The following is a 17,150-nucleotide window of genomic DNA, read 5'->3' as shown; positions in this document are numbered from 1 at the left end:
CAGCCGGTCGGGCCTGTAGCTCAATGGTTAGAGCCGGCGGCTCATAACCGCTTGGTTGGGGGTTCGAGTCCCTCCAGGCCCACCAAAAATTCGAGTTTCGTTGTTGTTGTCGTCCGACACGGAAACGCCGACTTTGCGACAAAAGTCGGTCTTTCGATTCGCCGCTTGCGGCGATGCCTTGGAGGCCTCGTCGCCTTCCAAATCGGGCGCCTGCTGATTTCGCCCCTTACCCATGAATTGAAAAATAGATGCCGCGTAACGCCGCCCAGCCGGCGCTAAGCTTCCCGCGCCAACAGTCCGGCTTTGTCTGTGTCAATCAGACCCCGCAGCAAAACATTCGCTTCCGCACCAGCACTGACGTTTTCCGGATACCCGAAAGAAACGTTCACAATCGGCGTCCTTCCGACTTCTCCGTTCAGGTGGCGGTGCGTATGCCCAAACAGCCACAAGTCGGGGCTATGCTGCAAAATCCACCCATCCAGATCGGAAGCGAAACAAGGCGTCAAATCATCGACAGGTCCCACCACACATGGACTGGGCGCATGATGGCTGACGATGACCGTGCGGCCGTCAAAAGGCTCCCGGACTTTTCGCGTCAACCATTCGAGATGCTCCGCATGAACTCCGATCGTATCATCCGGGCGCACCATTCTCCCGTTGATCCGGATCCGATCATAATCGGTCATGCGATAGCTCGCCTGCCTGATTGCGGCTTCCCGATCTCCACTCAAACAGAAATCAGTCCAAAGCGTGCAACCAAGGAAACGAACCCCACCGAGCTCCAGCGCCTCCTTCTGGATAAAGCGCATGCCGGCATCTTTCACAAATGACTTCAGCCGCTCATCGCCATCCAGCTGCCACTGATAATAGTCGTGGTTACCCGGCAGGATAAATACCTTTGCCGGATCAATCAGGCGTGCCAGCTGCTCCAGGCCCCTTGGCCAGTTCTGCAATGGATTGTTCGCGAGATCCCCCGCCAGCACAAGAGCATCAAGCCCATCGAAAATGGACCTGAACGTCGCAAAAGGATCGCGATAGCTTCGCCACCAGAAGTCCAGGTGCCAATCGGCTGTGACGAGTATTCGCATCATGAGCGCTCTGGTTCGGTATTGCCATTTCGTGTGGTTGTTGCTGCCTGATTAGCATTCGGACGATTGGATCGCTATCGCGTAACACACAAACCGGCCAGTCTGGAAAGCGCCTCCGTCGCAGACCTTCAAACCGACTTTTCATTGAACTGAAAGCAAGCGTTAATCGAGCAAGGCAAACAGGTGAAAGCCCTCTTGTGCTCACACTGCAAACGTTTCCAAACGCAAGACTAAAATTGACATTGGTTCGCCATATGTCACGAGCCAATGCCCAAAGGCCTCTAGCTTCCCAACCATGTGCCCACGAGACCACCCAGGAACGCAAGCAAGGCGGTAGCTAGCGGTATCCACCACATCCTAGCCTTATTCTGCTCAAGTGCTCGCTCGTGCAGGCTGATCGCCACTCCAATTAGAGCTGTAATCTCAGCAGCAGCCAATGGCCTCCTACTGATCCTACTCTCATTCGTTCCATCGATTTCGTGGTCGGGTATGTGCTCACGCTCTTCATCGACATTAAAATTTCTAGGATGCTGACGCCGCCAAACAAGGGAAGCCTTCCTCTCGTCGGAATTGACACGGAAAAATTCCGGATGTTCACGAAAAACTGCTTCCCAATAATCTGCGCTTTTCACCGGCCCACTTATGCGATTTGCCCATCCCGCAAAATCCAACTTGTAGAATTTGTAGGTTCCTAAAGTTGTGATCGCAGCGATTACATCCGGTAGACGATCGCTTCGTAGATAAGGATTCTGTGACAACGCCTTCCCCCATGATACCCATTCTTGCGATGATACGGAAACGGTACCCATGCCTGAACCATCTGGGCCGTAGCTTGATCCTAGCGCCAGCTACCAACGAAGGCAAAAGCCAACCAGTAAATTGGCGGGTGCCGATGTCCGCAATTCAGAGACGACCGTTGCGAGCCGGGCCCGAGGGGATCTCCGATCGCCTGGGAATGCGGATATTAGCCGGAAATTCAGGCCAGCGAGTTCATCATAACGAATGGATTCCAGATCTTCGGATCATCAAATACTTGCGCCTCAGAGAGGAAAACTCAAAAATCGAGGTTACTTCTTCTGAGATACCAAGAAGGCATAACTTAGAAAATAATCGAAATAATTCGATGATTACGCTATCGCTTAGTTCAACCACAGGAATGATTTGAAGACGACCGACGCGATGAGCCCGTCCCCAAAGGAAAGCACAAGTTCGGAACAGACAGGCTCCAGTCCCGTCGGACGCGGTGGTGCCGGCACCTATATTGAGGGCGAACTTGGAGCCTACTATCTCCTGCAGATGTTGGCGGGCAGCGTAGCGCGCGGCCTCCCCGATGCCAGGATCGAGCGGGTTCAACTTCAAGGAGAGAACGAAGGCTATGCCCTCGATGACCTGATCGTCCACGGCGTATCGGACAAGGGCACCGCGATCCTCGAGATCCAGTCGAAACGCACGATCCGCTTTTCACCCAAAGACCTTATCTTCAAAAGCGTCTGTGAACAGATCGTGCGCAGTAATCCAGCTGAGAAACCGACGGACCGCCACCTGCTTGCGGTTGCGACCCAGAGGACGAGCTATTCGATTTCCGGCCCTTATCAAGACGTGCTCGAATGGGCGCGCAGAGCTCAGAGCGGCAGTCAGTTTTTCGCACGGCTCGCCCTAAAGGGCGTCGCCAGTGAAGAGATGCGTAGTTTTGCAGAGTCGTTCCGGAATAATCTTGTGGCTCAAGGGGTGGTAGACGAGGACGAAGTCGTCTGGGCCGTTCTCCGGCGCTTCATGATCCTCGAGTTTGATTTCGAGTCTGCTGCACCCGAGGCAAAGGCCCATGCATTGACATTGTCCGGTCAGGTACTCGCACCCGAGGATGCGAAGCGCGCTGGAGCGCTCTGGAGCAATCTCATTGAGATTGTCATTGAGACTGGTAAAGCTCGCGGCTCAATCTCGCGTCAATCTCTCATGGAAAGGCTGACGAAGCGCGGTTTTTGTCTCGCAGGCGAACAGAATTTCGCGCTCGCGCGAGCCAAATTGGCGGAAATGTCGCGCCACGCACTTATGGAGATCGGGACCACAGTAGCAGGCGTAAATCTTCCCCGACTCGGCGCGCTGGCCGATCTTGAGAAAGCCCGAGAAAAGCATCGCTTCATAGAGATCACCGGCAAGCCGGGCGTGGGCAAGTCTTGGGTCTTGAGACATCTCGCGGAGCGGACAGGACGCGAGGGGCAAGTCATCGTCCTTGATCCTGCAGGAACGCCGGACGGAGGTTGGTCGGCGCTCGCGCAACGTCTCGACCTTCCTGGGACCGCCCAGAATTTTCTGCGGGACCTTGCTGCCAGCGGCGGAGGCGTATTGTTCATCGACGGAATCGAGATGTTCACGTCTGACGAGCGCCGCCGAACAGTGAACGACCTGCTTCGCGAAATTGCTTCAGTCCCAGGCTTCTCTGTGGTCGTGTCGAAACGGCCGGAAGTTGGTGCTGAAGATACCAGTTGGGTCGCCGAGGATGCGCTCGCGGCGCTCGGTGAACCCCATCAAGTGGTTGTGGGCGAACTTAATCAAGACGAAGTCGAAACTCTAAGTGATGCTGCCCCAGAATTGCGCACTCTGCTCTCAAATGACCACCCAGCCGCGAGCATTGCGCGCAATCTCTATCGGTTGTCGCAGTTGCTCAAGGTTCGGAGCTCGGCGGACATCCGCACAGAGGCCGCACTCGCAGACCGTTGGTGGAAAAGTGCAGATGGCGCCAAGGCACATGATATCCGCCCTGCACAACGGCTCTTGGCCGAGCTCGCAGAAGCGGCTCTGGCGGGGCAGGACTTGATCGAGGCGTCGACGGATACGCCGGCACGAACCCATTTGTTGCGTAGCTTGACCCTGTCCGAACCCAAGCGCGACCGTCTCGGCTTCCACCATGACGTGCTGCGCGACTGGGCGATCGGCGTTCGCCTCAATGAAGATATCACATTGCTTAACAGCGTCGATCTTTCCGTGCCGCCATCGCCGCGGGTGGCGCGTGGCATCGAGTTTGCCGGGCGCTTCGCGCTCGAACTGGGACAGGATGGCTCGAGTTGGACGGCCCTCCTTGGTGCGCTCTCGCAACCAGGCGCCCATGATGCTTGGCGCCGCCAAGCGCTCATGGCGATCGTACGATCCGAGCTGACATCGCAGCTTCTCAACCGCTGCCGCGCTGCTTTGCTTGCCGATGGAGGCGAGCTCCTCGTCGAGATCTGTACCGCTATCGTCGCAACTGAAACGATGTCCGCAGCGTCCGCCTTCAAGGAAGTCACCGCAAAGGGCGTTGAGCTTCCATTCGAGGCACCGAGCTCTCTTCGCATCGCTATGACCTTATCGGCACCCACGGTTCTCACGTGGTGCGCTGTGAATGCCAGCGAAATTCCAGTGCACGCGATCGCTGCCATCGTGAAGCTCGCTGAAGTCCAATTCCTCACGATCATGAGCGTACGCGAACTCGGACGGGCAACGGCGAAGATGCTCTTCGGCTGGCTGATGCAGCTCGACTTGCGTGACACCAACATCACGATCCCGGGTGCCGCAGATGCGCCGCTGCTAGAACGCCATTCGCGCACGACGATGATCGAAGATCTTCGAACCATGGCGCTTCTTATGGCGCCACACGCGCCGGAAGACACGAAGGCCTATTTGACCGCGATCGCGAAAGAGAACGATCACTACAAGGTCAAGGCAATGCGGCCGTTCAGCAAGGCCTTGGCCAGCGTCGCGCCGAACGAGCTTGCGGCGCTAATCACGTCCAGTCTTATTGGACAGCCACGTCGAGGCCGATCACGAGGGGATTCCCTGAACGGCGCGTTCGGCTTTGCGGATACCGACTACATGCCGGTGTCACCAGCGCAGCCTCCTTTTCTCGACTTGCTCGATGCAGACCCTGAGATCGGACTCGGCCTAATCCGAACACTGGTTGACGCGGCGGTCGCGCACCGCGCGGATGGCGTGAAGGTGGGAACGGACGGCTTTACGATCGTCTTTGACGGGAAGCCGCGCTTCTTTCCATGGGTACAGACCTATTACTGGTCACGCTCCAGCCAAGCGCAGGGATACGCTGCGTCGTCTGGCCTAATGGCGCTCGAAGCCTGGTCACAAGAGCGCCTAGACAGGGGCGAAGATGTTGACGCGGTTGTCAGGGACATCATTGGATCGGAAGGTAGCTGCGCCGCATATCTGCTGATCGCGCTCGACGTGCTTCTATCTCACTGGCCGGTGACGCGCGATGCGCTCGTGCCGTTTGTGGCTAACCCCGACCTGCTTGCCAATGATCGCAACCGCTTGGCCCTGGAGAGGCTTGGAGCGGCGATGATGTTGCAGGAGGAGCCCAAAGGCCGCGTCTTGCTTGCCGATCTCGCGAAGCGCCGATCACGCTTCATAGCGCTTGAGCAACTCATCCCCTATTACCTCAGCGAGGACGAGCCCGGGCAAAGGGTGCTCTCCTTATTGGCTGAGGCAGTCAATGAGATCGGCGCATATGGCGACGACGCGGACTTCGGGGATCCAGCCTTCATAGGATCCTATGCACTCAACATGCTCGACCAAGCGAACTGGGTCGAGGTAGAAGGAGGCCTCGCTTACAGGTCGCCACGGGCTGAGGCCGAACATCTCGAGCGGCTCGATGCCCGCCGACAGGCGCATGAGCGTTCCAGCACGATTGAGGCGAGAATTCAGTTGGCTATCAGCGATCCAACGAAGGGTTCGCCGGAGCTGGCACGGGAGGCCTTCGAATACGCTGCCGGCGATCTGCCTGACTACAGCGATACAGATTATCTCAAGTCACGATCGACGCGGTTGATTTCGACGGCCATGCTTGTTGCGCGGGACGGTGATGATATACTTCTGGACGAGCACAAGGACTGGGTCCGAACTGTGATCGCTACCAGCCTGGCGGAAGAGGTTGACCGCTACGGCTCGAACAAACAGCTGGACTACAATCGCCCGGCGCAGGGCATATGCACCCTGATCCATTTTTGGCATCGGAGACGGCGGGTCGAGGACCGCGACCAGCTACTGAGGATTGTTGCTCGACAAAACCAGGCCGCCGTAGTTGCGATGACGTCAGCACATAAAAGCATCAGTGACGCCGATCCGCGCCTGATAAAAGCTGCAGTCCGTATAGCTTTCACCTGCTGCCGTTGGCGTTGGAATCCCCATGACGAGGCCGCCTCTACTCGAGAGGCTTACGAGAAGGAGAAAGCGGGGATGGACGCTGACGCGGTTGCAGCCGAGATCGCTTGGCTCGATGGCGGACCTGAGCCGACTTGGCCAGAACTTCCGGAAGAGACACCATCATTTTCTCGTCGGCCACGTGCGATTATCTCACCGAACGGTGAACAAATTGACCTCAAACGTGACGATGTCTCCCTGAGGCGTAGCTCCAGGGAGGCGGTCGTTCACGCCAACGACCAAGAGCTTTCACGGTGGTTGAGTCTGCTCAATGTTGAAGGATGCGCTCGGCCGGGCTGGTACCTTGAGATCATTGAATCTTATGCGCCTTGGTCAGCACGAATGAATGGTCACGGCTATTCCGCTGATGCTGAACTCAGTCAGACGCCAAGCGATTGGAACAATCAGTTCTACGCCCTGGTATCATCTGCCTTGATGGACGCCGCGGAGGATCAGTTCTGGTCGTTTCTTACGCCGATAACTGAGCTACCTGATAGGTCATTTTGCGATGTCGCTGAAACGGTCATACATGCCGCTGATGTTCACTATTTCAATGAGCCGCATCGGCCGTCAGCTCGGGCGTCCGCTTTGCGGCAGAAGATGGTTGCGCGGGCGATTGAGCTGAATCGATGGTCTTGGGATCGTCGCCGGTTAGAACTCGGGATCGACTTACAAACCGGTCCAATGATCAGTACGTTGCTGATGAACCTCCACAACCCATTTTCTGGAGCAAAATCTTATCTCGTTCCGGCTGTCTTCGACCGGGTTGATCCGCTTCTTGAAACGCTACGCCCGATGATTTCAGGCGGTCCTACGGCCTTCATCGCACTCTGCACGATGAACACCCTGAACGTTGCTCCGACAGCACGACATCTCGATTTCCTCTTGAACGCGGTCGAAACTTGGCTCGATGTAACGAACGGCGACCGCTCGATGTGGCATGAGCTCGGTATCGGTCGAAAAGTCGCTGAATGGTTGAAGGCGGCGGCGGTCGATGATCCCTCTCTCTATGGTCAGTCTCACCTGTCACGCAGCCGCATCGATGCCATCCTAGGGTGTCTCGTCAGCTTGGGCGTATCAGAGGCCCACGAGCTGGAAGTTAGGATCCAAACGGAAGCGAACAGTCAAACCCCACGTCGATAGGCTCGTAGTCTGGACACTACGATGGTGGTGGACCAGCCCCACGAGGGGGGCTATTGACCTGCCCCTAACCGCTACCCAAGCTCGTCCTCTCCGTCACGGTACTTCGACGACGAAGCCTTCGGGCGGTTTGTAGAGCAATGAACGCTTGATTCGTGCTTCGTCGATGCTGGTTCGCGCGACGATCTCGTCCTTGAACGTGCAAAATTTATTGTAGGACATACGCGGGTCGATCATGAACTGGTCAAACGCGGCATGCGGGTCGAGTGCGTATTTGTAGACGCCGCCGTCGTGCTTTTTGTTTTGTTCTTCGAAATAGATCAGCCGGACTTCGGCCTCGTGTTCGAAGGGATCCCGTTTTTTAAGCAGGGACCTGGCAACGGCTTCGGCGGTCAGACCGTCCTTGAAGACCGTACGCGCGAATTTCTGGAGCTTGAAATCAGGCGGATAGTCGACCTTGCCGATGAAGCAGCTATCGTTGGTCACACCCTTGTTGGCAGCGCAAAGGCTGTCGATCAGTCTGCCAACCGTTGTTCTGACTCGGACGGCATCCGTTCTCGGCGAGTAGATGCGCCACATCGCATCCGATCTCTTCTTGAGCGTCCAGCACTGGCCGTAGACATCCTCGTGGAAGGCGAATTCTCCGGTCTCGCCAGCGGCAGTGCGGACAGGCGATCTCAGGATGAAATTCTCGAACGGGTCTTCCCACATGGTCGGCCAGACCAAGGCGTTCTTCTTCTCGTCAAAGAGTTCAAAGAAGCGATTGCGCGGGAACACCCTGTAGATGGTGGTGCGCCGTGTGATGTCGCCGATAATTGTGCCATCGGTTTTCATTTATGCACCTTTCACGCTTATACCGCCGCGCTTTTTGGAGTTGTGGCAGCTTGATCGCGAGTATCAGACGCCGCCTCGGCTGCACCAGTCCAGCTTGGCCTATATCGAGCCGACTGTCGCCAAAGTCATAGGTCGCTATATTTAGGAGTGCTTGCAAGAAGAGGTCAAAAAACGCAATGTTGGCCTTACTCCGAGCAATGCGTTGAAAGTGGACTTGCAATGAGTGAGGTGGGGGCGAAACTCTGGAAGTGTCTGGCAGTTTTATTCGCTGGCGCGGTGATCTGGTTCGCGCCGATAGCTAAAGCAGAAGAACTTTCTATTCGAGAACTTCAGAGTTTCCTGACCGAAAATGGGTACAGGCCGGGGACGGTGGACGGGATCGATGGTCCCAAGACACGTGCGGCACTGAAAGCGTTCCAAGCAGATCACGGCCTGGCGGAAACCGGCATGCAAGATGCGGCCACGCAGGCGGCAATCGGGAAAGAGTCAGAGCCAGATCCGCCCGCCATAGCGACGGTCCCGGCTGTCAGTGAGGAACCGGCCCCATTAAACCAAGAAGAGACGGCGCCGGTCGATGCCTTTGGAAATTCCGAGTCGGAAAGCAAAGAGGAATTCCCTGCCGAGGACACAAGCGCCCTGTCGCCTCCCCTTGAGAGCCCGGCTCCTTCATCTGCGCCGGAGCTTGCGGAGGAAGGGCGAAACGGTGATAGCGCCGAGACTCTTCCGCCTCCGCCGTCAGCCCCGACGGAGGTGCCGAAGGCGGTCGTCGGAGAGAGGGGGACGTCTTCGTCAGATGACCCGCTTGAGACCGCTCTTCTAATCGCAATTCCCGCTCTGTTGATTTTCATCTGGCTCCGGCGCAGACGTATCAAGAGAAAGATCGCGCAAGCTGATGCGAAAAACGACGCGGTCGAGGGCAATTTCGCGTCCGCAAATCGTTCGGCATCGGCGTATTCAACTGCGCCGCTCGGACGCCAGGCAGTATCTTCGTCGAGCAAGGGAGTCCCCACTGGAATGAACCGTGTCGGTGGCGGAGCCACATCGGCGTCAACCTCTGCGAAGCGCAAAGCAGATGACAGTCACTTCAGACTAGCGAATGCCAATCCTGCAGCAGGTCTCTTTGCTTCAAAAAGCCATCCTGTTTCGGCCTCTTCTACGGTCGCTGACCGGCGAAGCGCTGGTGGGCTGCATGCCGAGACCGGATCCGATCGCCTGACCAGCAAGCGCGAGACCTCCGATCGTGGGTGGTTTGCAAAGCAGGGCGCCTGGCTTCCGCCCGGAGAGACCGTCAAGATTGCCGGGCGCACGATCGCGGGGATGGTCTATGTCGGCACACCGCCAAGGGCTGGTCGCTATCAGGAAAAATGCCGGGCATATATCGATCCCGGTTTGAAAGCTTCATCGGGCAGCAGCGACATCGCTGGGACGAGCATGCCGTATTGGCCGAGTTATTCGGAGATGTCCCCGATCGCCCGCGGGACATATCTCGATTGGCTCGCGTCGGGTCGTAACGATGCCCGATATGACGCCGGTTACATGTTTCTCTATTTTTACGGTCTCGAACGCCGGTTCTTCGTCGACAAGCCCGGTATGCCTGAAAAGCTGGAGATAGTCCGCGAGGTCGAACGTCTTCAGGCGCTCTATTCCGAGAACCATTCGGCGCGGCGCTATCTTGGCCTTTTTCTGGAAGCCGCGGCTCCATTTGTGGAGGATGAGCGTCCGCTTGAGCTGGCGTTCGGGTCGGAAAGCGGCGAGCTGCCGCTTCCGGTCAAAATCCTGCTGGGCACGACAATCGCTGAAGGAGGGCGACTATCGTCCGAACAGCTGCTGAGCTTTTGGTATTGCCACCCGGAATGTTACGGACGTACCCCGGCACAGCGTTGTGCGGAGGAGTTCCGTGCACTGTTCGGCCTGAAGTTCAACGAAAAACATCCGGACGGGCTTAAGCTCCGCAAGCCCAAACGCGACCTCAAGGTTACCTACCGGGCGGCGTCTTCGGAGTTTGAGGTTGAGCTCCTTCCGAAAGCAAACGGTCAGCCGATCCCTGATATATCCAGCCTTGGAACGCCTGTTACCGCGGCAAAGTCAATCGCGGACGACGCCATCGATGAACTCGACAAGCTGAGCCGCTATCTCGGTCGAAATCCTGAAGGGCGCGGGAGCGTCGAAGCGCATGCCTTGCTTCCGCCAGCCCTGTGGCCGCTGTTCCCCTCCGCCGATCTCGAGGAGATCAGGCGTTGGGCACACGGTATCATCGACGGTGGCGGGCTGGTACCACTGGTCGATCTCATCGCCAAACTGGAAGGCTCGGTTCCTGACAAGATCGGAAAGAAACAGCTTGTGAGCGCGGCCGATGCCCTTGCACAGCTCGGCATCGGCTTTTCTCCCGATCCGCGCTTTGCCCCGCGCGGTCCGAAGATCGGCGATCCGGTGATGCTTTTTGAGCAAGCTGACGGCGATCTTGAGAGTGTCAGCGACGGATATAAAAAGGCGCTGACCGAACTGACGGTCGGCGCTTTCATCGCGCATGCCGACAACGAGATTGCGCCAGCCGAACGCATGGCCCTGCAACGCCTGATCGACGACAAACCGTTGAACGAGGCCGAGCGAAATCGCCTGACAGCCAATCTTGCCTGGCAACTTTCCGTGCCGCCTGACGCAAGGGGGCTGCGCAAGAGCCTGCAGAACGTCTCTCCGGCCGAGAGCGGCGCGATCAGAAGGGCCATTGTGGCAATGGTTCACGCCGACAATGTGGTCGCAGCCGATGAGGTCTCCGCGATCGAGAAGATCTACAAGTTTCTCGGTATTTCCGAAGCGGAGGTCTACTCCGACATTCACGCGCTTTCGGCGTCAGATGAACCGGTTACTCTGTTGCGCGCGCAGCCGGCCGAGCCGGGCGAGACTATACCTGCCGAGGCCCGGCCCGATTTTCTCGACAGCGGCAGAATTGCATCGATCCGCCAGGATACCGAACGCGTCTCCTCTGTTCTGGGCGCCATCTTTGCTTCCGATATCGACGATGATCTCGATGATGAGCCGCATGATGACGTGCAGCAGCACGTTCTGCCTGGCCTCGATCCGGTTCACGCGGGTTTCGTGATCGAGCTTGTCACTCGCGATCAGTGGTCGGAGGTGGAATTCAACATGCTGGCCAGTCAGCATGGCCTGATGGCGGCCGGTGGACTGGAAACGATCAATGAATGGTCATTCTCGCGCTACGACGATGCGCTTATTGAGGAATACGAAGGTTTCGAGTTGAATACCGATATCGTCCGGCAATTGCAGTTGCCGGCTTAAGGGGGAACAGATGGCTGCCATAAAGCGACGGGAACGCGACACGATCATCCAGGCATTGCGGGCGGGCGTTGTCCCGCGACTGGGGCTGCAACACATCCAGGTCGGTCGTGCCCGCGAAATCGAGGAACTTGTCAGGGATATGGAGCGGATCGCGGAAGGCGGTTCGGCGATCCGTTTCGTGATCGGCGAATACGGCTCCGGCAAGACCTTCTTTCTGAACCTCATCCGCCTCGTTGCCCTCGAAAAGGGGCTGATCGTGATGTCGGCCGATCTTGCGCCTGATCGGCGGCTGCACGCGACCGGTGGTCAGGCACGTAGCCTTTACAGCGAAATGGCGCGGAACCTGTCCTCGCGCACCAAGCCGGATGGTGGTGCAATGGCGAGCGTCGTTGAGCGCTTCGTCAGCCAATTGCAGCGGGATGCGGAAAAACAGGACAAGGCGACAGGCGAACTGATCCGGGAGCGGCTGGCGCATTTTGAGGAAATGACCAACGGCTTCGAATTCGCCGAAGTGATCCGCAAATACTGGGAGGGACACGAGACCGGTGACGAGGAACTCAAGTCGGCAGCGCTTCGCTGGCTGCGTGGTGAGTTCGCGACACGAACAGACGCCCGAAATGCGCTTGGCGTGCGCACCATCATCGATGATGCCAATGTCTATGATCACCTGAAACTGATGTCCGCATTCGTCTGCGAGGCGGGATATAGCGGCCTGCTGGTTTCTCTCGACGAAATGGTGAACCTGTTCAAACTGACATCCTCTCAGGCGCGCAATGCCAACTACGAGCAGATTTTGCGAATATTGAATGATGTTCTGCAGGGCAGCGCCAGCCATCTCGGCTTCATCATGGGCGGCACGCCGGAATTCCTGATGAACACGCGGCGCGGGCTTTACAGTTACGAGGCGCTGCAATCCCGGCTCGCCGAAAACAGCTTTGCCCGCGATGGCCTGGTCGACCTCTCAGGGCCTGTGGTCCGGCTTTCCAGCCTGACGCCTGAAGACCTGTTCGTGTTGCTGAGCAAGGTCAACCTGATTGCCCATGACGAGGGGCAGCAGTTGCCGGATGCCGCGCTCGAAGCCTTCATGCGCCATTGTTCCGAAAGGATCGGCGAGGCCTATTTCCGGACACCGCGCAACACGGTGACGGCCTTCGTCAATCTTGTCGCAGTGCTGCAGCAGAATCCGGGCACGGAGTGGAGCGACCTGATCGAGGAGATCGAGATCGCCAATGACACCGGCGATGACATGAGCGACATTGAAGATGGTGCAGGTGTGGCGCCCCAATCGGATGACGAACTGAGCAGCTTCAAACTCGGATGAATGCTTTCGACCGACTTGCACCCCCGCTTCAAAAATGGATACGGCAGCAGGGCTGGCCCTCGCTGCGACCGGTTCAGACCGCAGGCATTAACGCCATTCTCGGCACGAATAACGATGTTATCATCACCGCGGCAACGGCAGGAGGGAAGACTGAAGCCGCTTTTCTGCCGTTGATTTCAGACGTCTTGCTTGAAGAACCAGCTCAGGACCACGGCTTCGACCTTGTCTATATCGGCCCGCTGAAAGCCCTGATCAACGACCAAACCCGGCGCCTTGAGGATATGTGCAGGGAGGCCGAGCTTGCGGTTGTTCCCTGGCATGGCGATATCGGCTCCGGTGTAAAATCGCGCGCGCTCAAAGCGCCCCGTGGGGTTCTGCTGATCACACCGGAATCACTCGAAGCGCTGTTCGTTCGCCGCGGTAGCTCGATCGCGACCTTGTTTGGCGCAACGCGGGCAATCGTGCTTGACGAACTGCACACGCTCCTCGATTCGGAACGCGGCATTCAACTCCGCTCCCTGATGAACCGTATGGAAATCGCCACGGGGCGGCAAATCCGGCGGGTCGGCCTCTCCGCCACGCTCGGCGACACCGGTCTTGCTCGTCACTTTCTGCGTAGAGAAGCACCCGATGATGTGGTTCTGTGTGAGGCAGCGGGCGGTGGCGCGGAATTTCAGGTGCAGCTGAGAGGCTACCTCACGGGTGGAAAAGTGCCTGAGGATGAGGTTGCGGCGAAAGATGATCGTTCCGCCGAGGCGGCGATCGCCATGCATCTGTTCGAGAAGTTGCGCGGCTCCAACAATCTGGTGTTCGCCGGCTCCAGAGGAAAAGTTGAACTCTATGCCGATCGGTTGCGCCTGCTCGGCGAGGCTCAGGGACTTCCGCAGGAGTTCTATCCCCACCATGCATCTCTTTCCAAGGAACACCGTGAATTCGTCGAAAAACGTCTGAAGGATGCGAGCCTGCCGACGACGGCGGTTTGTACATCCACGCTCGAACTCGGAATCGATATCGGTTCGGTGACTTGCGTCGCGCAGATCGGCGCCCCGTTCACGGTTGCATCGCTGGCGCAGCGGCTGGGGCGGTCTGGCCGCCGTGCCGGCCAACCTTCGATCCTGCGCCAGTATCAGATTGAAGCAAGGCTTGAAAAAAGCAGTCACCTTGCTGACCGGTTTCGGCTCGGACTGGTGCGGGCCATCGCCATGATCGAACTCTATCTTCAGAAATGGTATGAGCCCCCGCGCTCGTCAGCGCTTCATCTTTCGACATTGGTTCATCAAATCCTTGCGGTGATTGCCGAGCGTGGTGGCGCGAGCGCGGAACGTCTTTACGTTACGCTATGCAGCAAGGGGCCGTTTTATGCGGTCGACACCACCTTGTTCCTCGCCGTGTTGCGACAGATTGGAAGTTCAGACATTGCGCTGATCGAGCAGTCCGACAACGGCCTGCTTTTCCTTGGCCGACAGGGCGAGAAACTGGTCGAGCATTACAGCTTTTACGCCGTGTTCAAGACGCCGGAGGAGTTTCGCCTTGTCGAGCAGGGCAAGGATCTCGGCACCTTGCCTGTCGACAACATCCTGGCGCCTGGCATGACCATCATCTTTTCGGGACGGCGATGGGAAATTGTCGAGATCCACGAGAGGGAAAAGGTCATTCTTGTAACAAGATCGAAGGCAGGTGCGCCGCCATTGTTCGGAGGCGATCCCGGCGAGATCCATAACCAGGTGGTGGAGAAGATGTTCGAGGTTCTGGAAGGCAAAGCCGTGCCGATCTACCTCTGCAAGCAGGCGGCAGCACTCCTTGCCGAAGCGCGAGGGAATTTCGCGCTGACAGAAGCAGGTTTCCACCGCATTATTGCCACTGGGGAAGATAGCCATCTCATCGCGACCCGCAAGGGCAGTGTCGTGACCAACACACTGGCGCTCGCGCTGGGAGGCTTCGGATTTGAAACATCGATCTATGACGGGTTTATCGAGGTTCGCACGAAAGAAGCTAAACTCAGGCTTGAGGACGCGCTTGCTTTGATTGCAGAAAGCAAGAGGCTTTCCTTGTTCTACCGACAGGCAGAACCACAGTCTGAAAAATTTCACCCGTTTCTGAGCGCAGACCTGCTACAACAGGATGCGCTTTCCTGCCGGCTGGATGAGACTGGCGCGATCCGCCTTGCATCTGAAATTCTGGCGTCGACGCAGCAACAGACCGCACGAAATCGATGATCGGCAAAAATATCGAAACACTCATGGCCCTGGATTTCGAAGCCTCGTCTCTCTCGGCAGAGAGCTGGCCGATCGAAGTCGGCATATCATGGATTGAAGGTAACCAGGTGCAGACATGGTCGTCGCTGATACGACCAGCATCGGTCTGGAATCGTGCGGATTGGTCGAAGCAAAGCGAAGCTGTGCATGGGATTTCGATGTCGGATCTGGAGACCGCCCCGACCGTTGAAAACGTTGCTCAACAGCTGATGCCCAAAATCGAGGGCTTTATTCTGGTTTCCGATGCTCCAAGGCTCGAAACCGACTGGCTGAGCCGTCTTCTTGGCGCCGCACGCTGGGCACCTTCAGCGATCACCGTCGAAGACTACGATGCTGTGAGCTTCACTCATTTCGATGGCCTTGCCCTGGATTTTCTATACGAAAAGCTCGAGCGCATGCGTGTGCCTCATCGGGCCGGCGCCGACAGTGCTCGCCTGGCTTCGGGCTGGCTCAAGGCCTTGCAGGTACGCGAGCAACAGCAATCTGGATAATCCCTCGAATCGCGGCGGTTGCCAATTTGCAGGGTGAAATCGCAAGGTCTGCCGAAGGCAGCCATTCTGAGCAACAGTATGCGGATGTTGGCCGGCGTTTCGTGCGGGGAGGATGCACCTCAATCGTTCTCAGTGCCGTGTCATGGGTTGAACGAGGTCGTCCGTCTCGAGTTTCAGGCCTGAGCACCACAGGGCTGTTTTCGTTACGATGTATTCCAGCTTGTTATCCTGGTCGCGAAGTTCTTGCGCGGTGATCAAGCCGCTCCATTCCAGAGGCTTGAGCACGCAAGCACCGAATGCATGAACTTCACGCCAGCGCCGGTCATTGCCGGTCTCTGCCTCGCCATAAAAGCAGCTGAACAGGTTGTCTTCGCTCGTCCCGTCTTCGATCTCGACATTCATGACATTGAGCCAGACATCCCAATTGCCGAAGACGCCTTCACCGAGGCGGGAATAGGCCGCGTGATCAATATTGAGCACGAAAAAGGATATGAGCCGTTTGAACAGCAGGCCGGGATGTGCCGCGAGATCTTTGCCTTCGGATGTTACGCGGAACATGCCCTTGTAATGGCGGCCCAGACGGAGGCGGATCAGCAGGAAGTGCAACATATCGACGGGCGGGAAATCAGCTTCATTGATGACCGACTGATAGCGGAACATCTCTTCGGCTGATTTGCCTGGCCATTCAAAATTCTCCACCGCCCACCTTACGAAGTCTCGCTTGAACGCCTTGGTCGCAGTCAAGCCGATCCCGCCATGTTCCGCGGCATAGTTTAGTATCAGGCAAGCACCGCGTAACAGGGGCGACAGAGCCAGATCAGGATGGTCGTCTGGCAGGGTTTGAAACGCGATCATGGGGTTTGCTCTGTATCGGAGGTCGGTGCCAAACTAAACGTTCTGATCGCTGCGGCAAGACCGGCAAACAATCACCAATCCTCTGCCGAATCCACCGAATGATCAGTCGTTCGCTTCAAACCGTCGCTCTTCGCCCTGCCGGCGAGATCAGACATCGATCATGCCCCGCATCAAGAGTTCAGCCTCCTGCCCGGCCTCCACCTCCGAGGGATAGCCAAGCGAAACATTGCGAACGATCGTGTCGCCTTCAACGGCTTCACGCTGACGATGCGTATGCCCGAACAACCAGGCATCAGGATTGTGCTTCGTGATCAGCGTCCGAAGATCCGAGCCGTAGATCGGATCAAACTCACTTGGCATATCTGACAGCAGCTCCGGATGTGGACAGTGATGCGTGACCACAACTGTCTTGCCCGCAAACGGCTTTGTAAGTTGGTCCTCCAGCCAGCGCCGATGATCTCCGTGAACGAGCACCGTGTCTGATGGCTGGATCTTGCCGTACCGGGGTGGTTTGCGGATATAGCGATAATCATTCATCCGTGTTCTGGCGAACGCCATGGCCGCAGCAGGCGCGCCATGAAGCGCGAAGTCTGTTGATTGCCACTGAGAACTGACCCGGCGTTTCCACCTAGAATTGACCCGCCTGCTAGGTATGTTTCGGATCTGCGGTTGTGGTCAAGTTCCT

General features: G+C 57.4%; 9 protein-coding genes and 1 tRNA gene. 6 read left to right on the top strand and 4 right to left on the bottom strand.

All coding sequences use genetic code 11. The annotated features are described in order from the left end of the window. The first annotated feature begins 9 nt into the window (after window positions 1-9). Window positions 10-85, top strand: a tRNA-Ile gene (locus GGR30_RS21015). Between the two features lie 190 nt (window positions 86-275). Here the strand turns inward: GGR30_RS21015 and GGR30_RS21010 are convergent. Beyond that, entirely contained in the window at window positions 276-1,091 is an 816-nt protein-coding gene (locus tag GGR30_RS21010; protein ID WP_210288135.1) for a metallophosphoesterase family protein, read from the bottom strand. Window positions 1,092-2,249: 1,158 nt separating this feature from the next. Here GGR30_RS21010 and GGR30_RS21005 point away from each other — a divergent pair. Next, window positions 2,250-7,415 (top strand): AAA family ATPase, encoded by a 5,166-nt coding sequence (locus GGR30_RS21005; RefSeq protein WP_183490836.1) that lies wholly within the window; start codon window positions 2,250-2,252, stop codon window positions 7,413-7,415. Window positions 7,416-7,508: 93 nt separating this feature from the next. On the opposite strand, the gene GGR30_RS21000 is transcribed toward GGR30_RS21005, so the two are convergent. Then, window positions 7,509-8,246 (bottom strand): DUF2971 domain-containing protein, encoded by a 738-nt coding sequence (locus tag GGR30_RS21000; RefSeq protein ID WP_183490834.1) that lies wholly within the window; start codon window positions 8,244-8,246, stop codon window positions 7,509-7,511. A gap of 219 nt (window positions 8,247-8,465) precedes the next feature. Here GGR30_RS21000 and GGR30_RS20995 point away from each other — a divergent pair, with 219 nt between their 5' ends. Genes GGR30_RS20995 through GGR30_RS20980 form a run of 4 tightly spaced genes read left to right on the top strand, consistent with a single transcriptional unit; the run spans window position 8,466 to window position 15,610 of the window. Continuing rightward, a complete protein-coding gene (locus GGR30_RS20995; RefSeq protein ID WP_183490832.1) occupies window positions 8,466-11,543 on the top strand; it encodes a TerB N-terminal domain-containing protein in 3,078 nt (1,025 codons plus the stop codon). 10 nt (window positions 11,544-11,553) lie between these two features. Continuing rightward, complete coding sequence (locus GGR30_RS20990) at window positions 11,554-12,864, top strand: ATP-binding protein (RefSeq protein WP_183490830.1); 1,311 nt, start codon at window positions 11,554-11,556, stop codon at window positions 12,862-12,864. Beyond that, a complete protein-coding gene (locus GGR30_RS20985) occupies window positions 12,861-15,080 on the top strand; it encodes a DEAD/DEAH box helicase (protein ID WP_183490828.1) in 2,220 nt (739 codons plus the stop codon). The genes GGR30_RS20990 and GGR30_RS20985 overlap by 4 nt, the downstream gene beginning before the upstream one ends. Then, window positions 15,077-15,610 (top strand): 3'-5' exonuclease, encoded by a 534-nt coding sequence (locus GGR30_RS20980; protein WP_183490826.1) that lies wholly within the window; start codon window positions 15,077-15,079, stop codon window positions 15,608-15,610. The genes GGR30_RS20985 and GGR30_RS20980 overlap by 4 nt, the downstream gene beginning before the upstream one ends. A gap of 129 nt (window positions 15,611-15,739) precedes the next feature. On the opposite strand, the gene GGR30_RS20975 is transcribed toward GGR30_RS20980, so the two are convergent. Continuing rightward, a complete protein-coding gene (locus GGR30_RS20975; RefSeq protein WP_183490824.1) occupies window positions 15,740-16,465 on the bottom strand; it encodes a hypothetical protein in 726 nt (241 codons plus the stop codon). Window positions 16,466-16,612: 147 nt separating this feature from the next. Continuing rightward, the gene (locus tag GGR30_RS20970) at window positions 16,613-17,002 is read right to left on the bottom strand and encodes a metallophosphoesterase family protein (protein ID WP_246414086.1); all 390 of its coding nucleotides are present in this window, start codon (window positions 17,000-17,002) and stop codon (window positions 16,613-16,615) included. Window positions 17,003-17,150 lie beyond the last annotated feature (148 nt).

This window comes from Martelella radicis (genome assembly GCF_014196625.1).
Lineage (GTDB): Bacteria > Pseudomonadota > Alphaproteobacteria > Rhizobiales > Rhizobiaceae > Martelella > Martelella radicis.
The sequence above is the reverse complement of the archived record's forward strand: the minus strand, read 5'-3'. Positions and strand labels throughout refer to the sequence as shown.

Excerpts from the sequence above, each read along its gene's own strand:
- GGR30_RS21010 (WP_210288135.1), bottom strand. The coding sequence starts at position 1,091 with ATGATGCGAATACTCGTCACAGCCGATTGGCACCTGGACTTCTGGTGG.
- GGR30_RS21000 (WP_183490834.1), bottom strand. The coding sequence starts at position 8,246 with ATGAAAACCGATGGCACAATTATCGGCGACATCACACGGCGCACCACC.
- GGR30_RS20995 (WP_183490832.1), top strand. The coding sequence starts at position 8,466 with ATGAGTGAGGTGGGGGCGAAACTCTGGAAGTGTCTGGCAGTTTTATTC.
- GGR30_RS20990 (WP_183490830.1), top strand. The coding sequence starts at position 11,554 with ATGGCTGCCATAAAGCGACGGGAACGCGACACGATCATCCAGGCATTG.
- GGR30_RS20985 (WP_183490828.1), top strand. The coding sequence starts at position 12,861 with ATGAATGCTTTCGACCGACTTGCACCCCCGCTTCAAAAATGGATACGG.
- GGR30_RS20980 (WP_183490826.1), top strand. The coding sequence starts at position 15,077 with ATGATCGGCAAAAATATCGAAACACTCATGGCCCTGGATTTCGAAGCC.
- GGR30_RS20975 (WP_183490824.1), bottom strand. The coding sequence starts at position 16,465 with ATGATCGCGTTTCAAACCCTGCCAGACGACCATCCTGATCTGGCTCTG.
- GGR30_RS20970 (WP_246414086.1), bottom strand. The coding sequence starts at position 17,002 with ATGAATGATTATCGCTATATCCGCAAACCACCCCGGTACGGCAAGATC.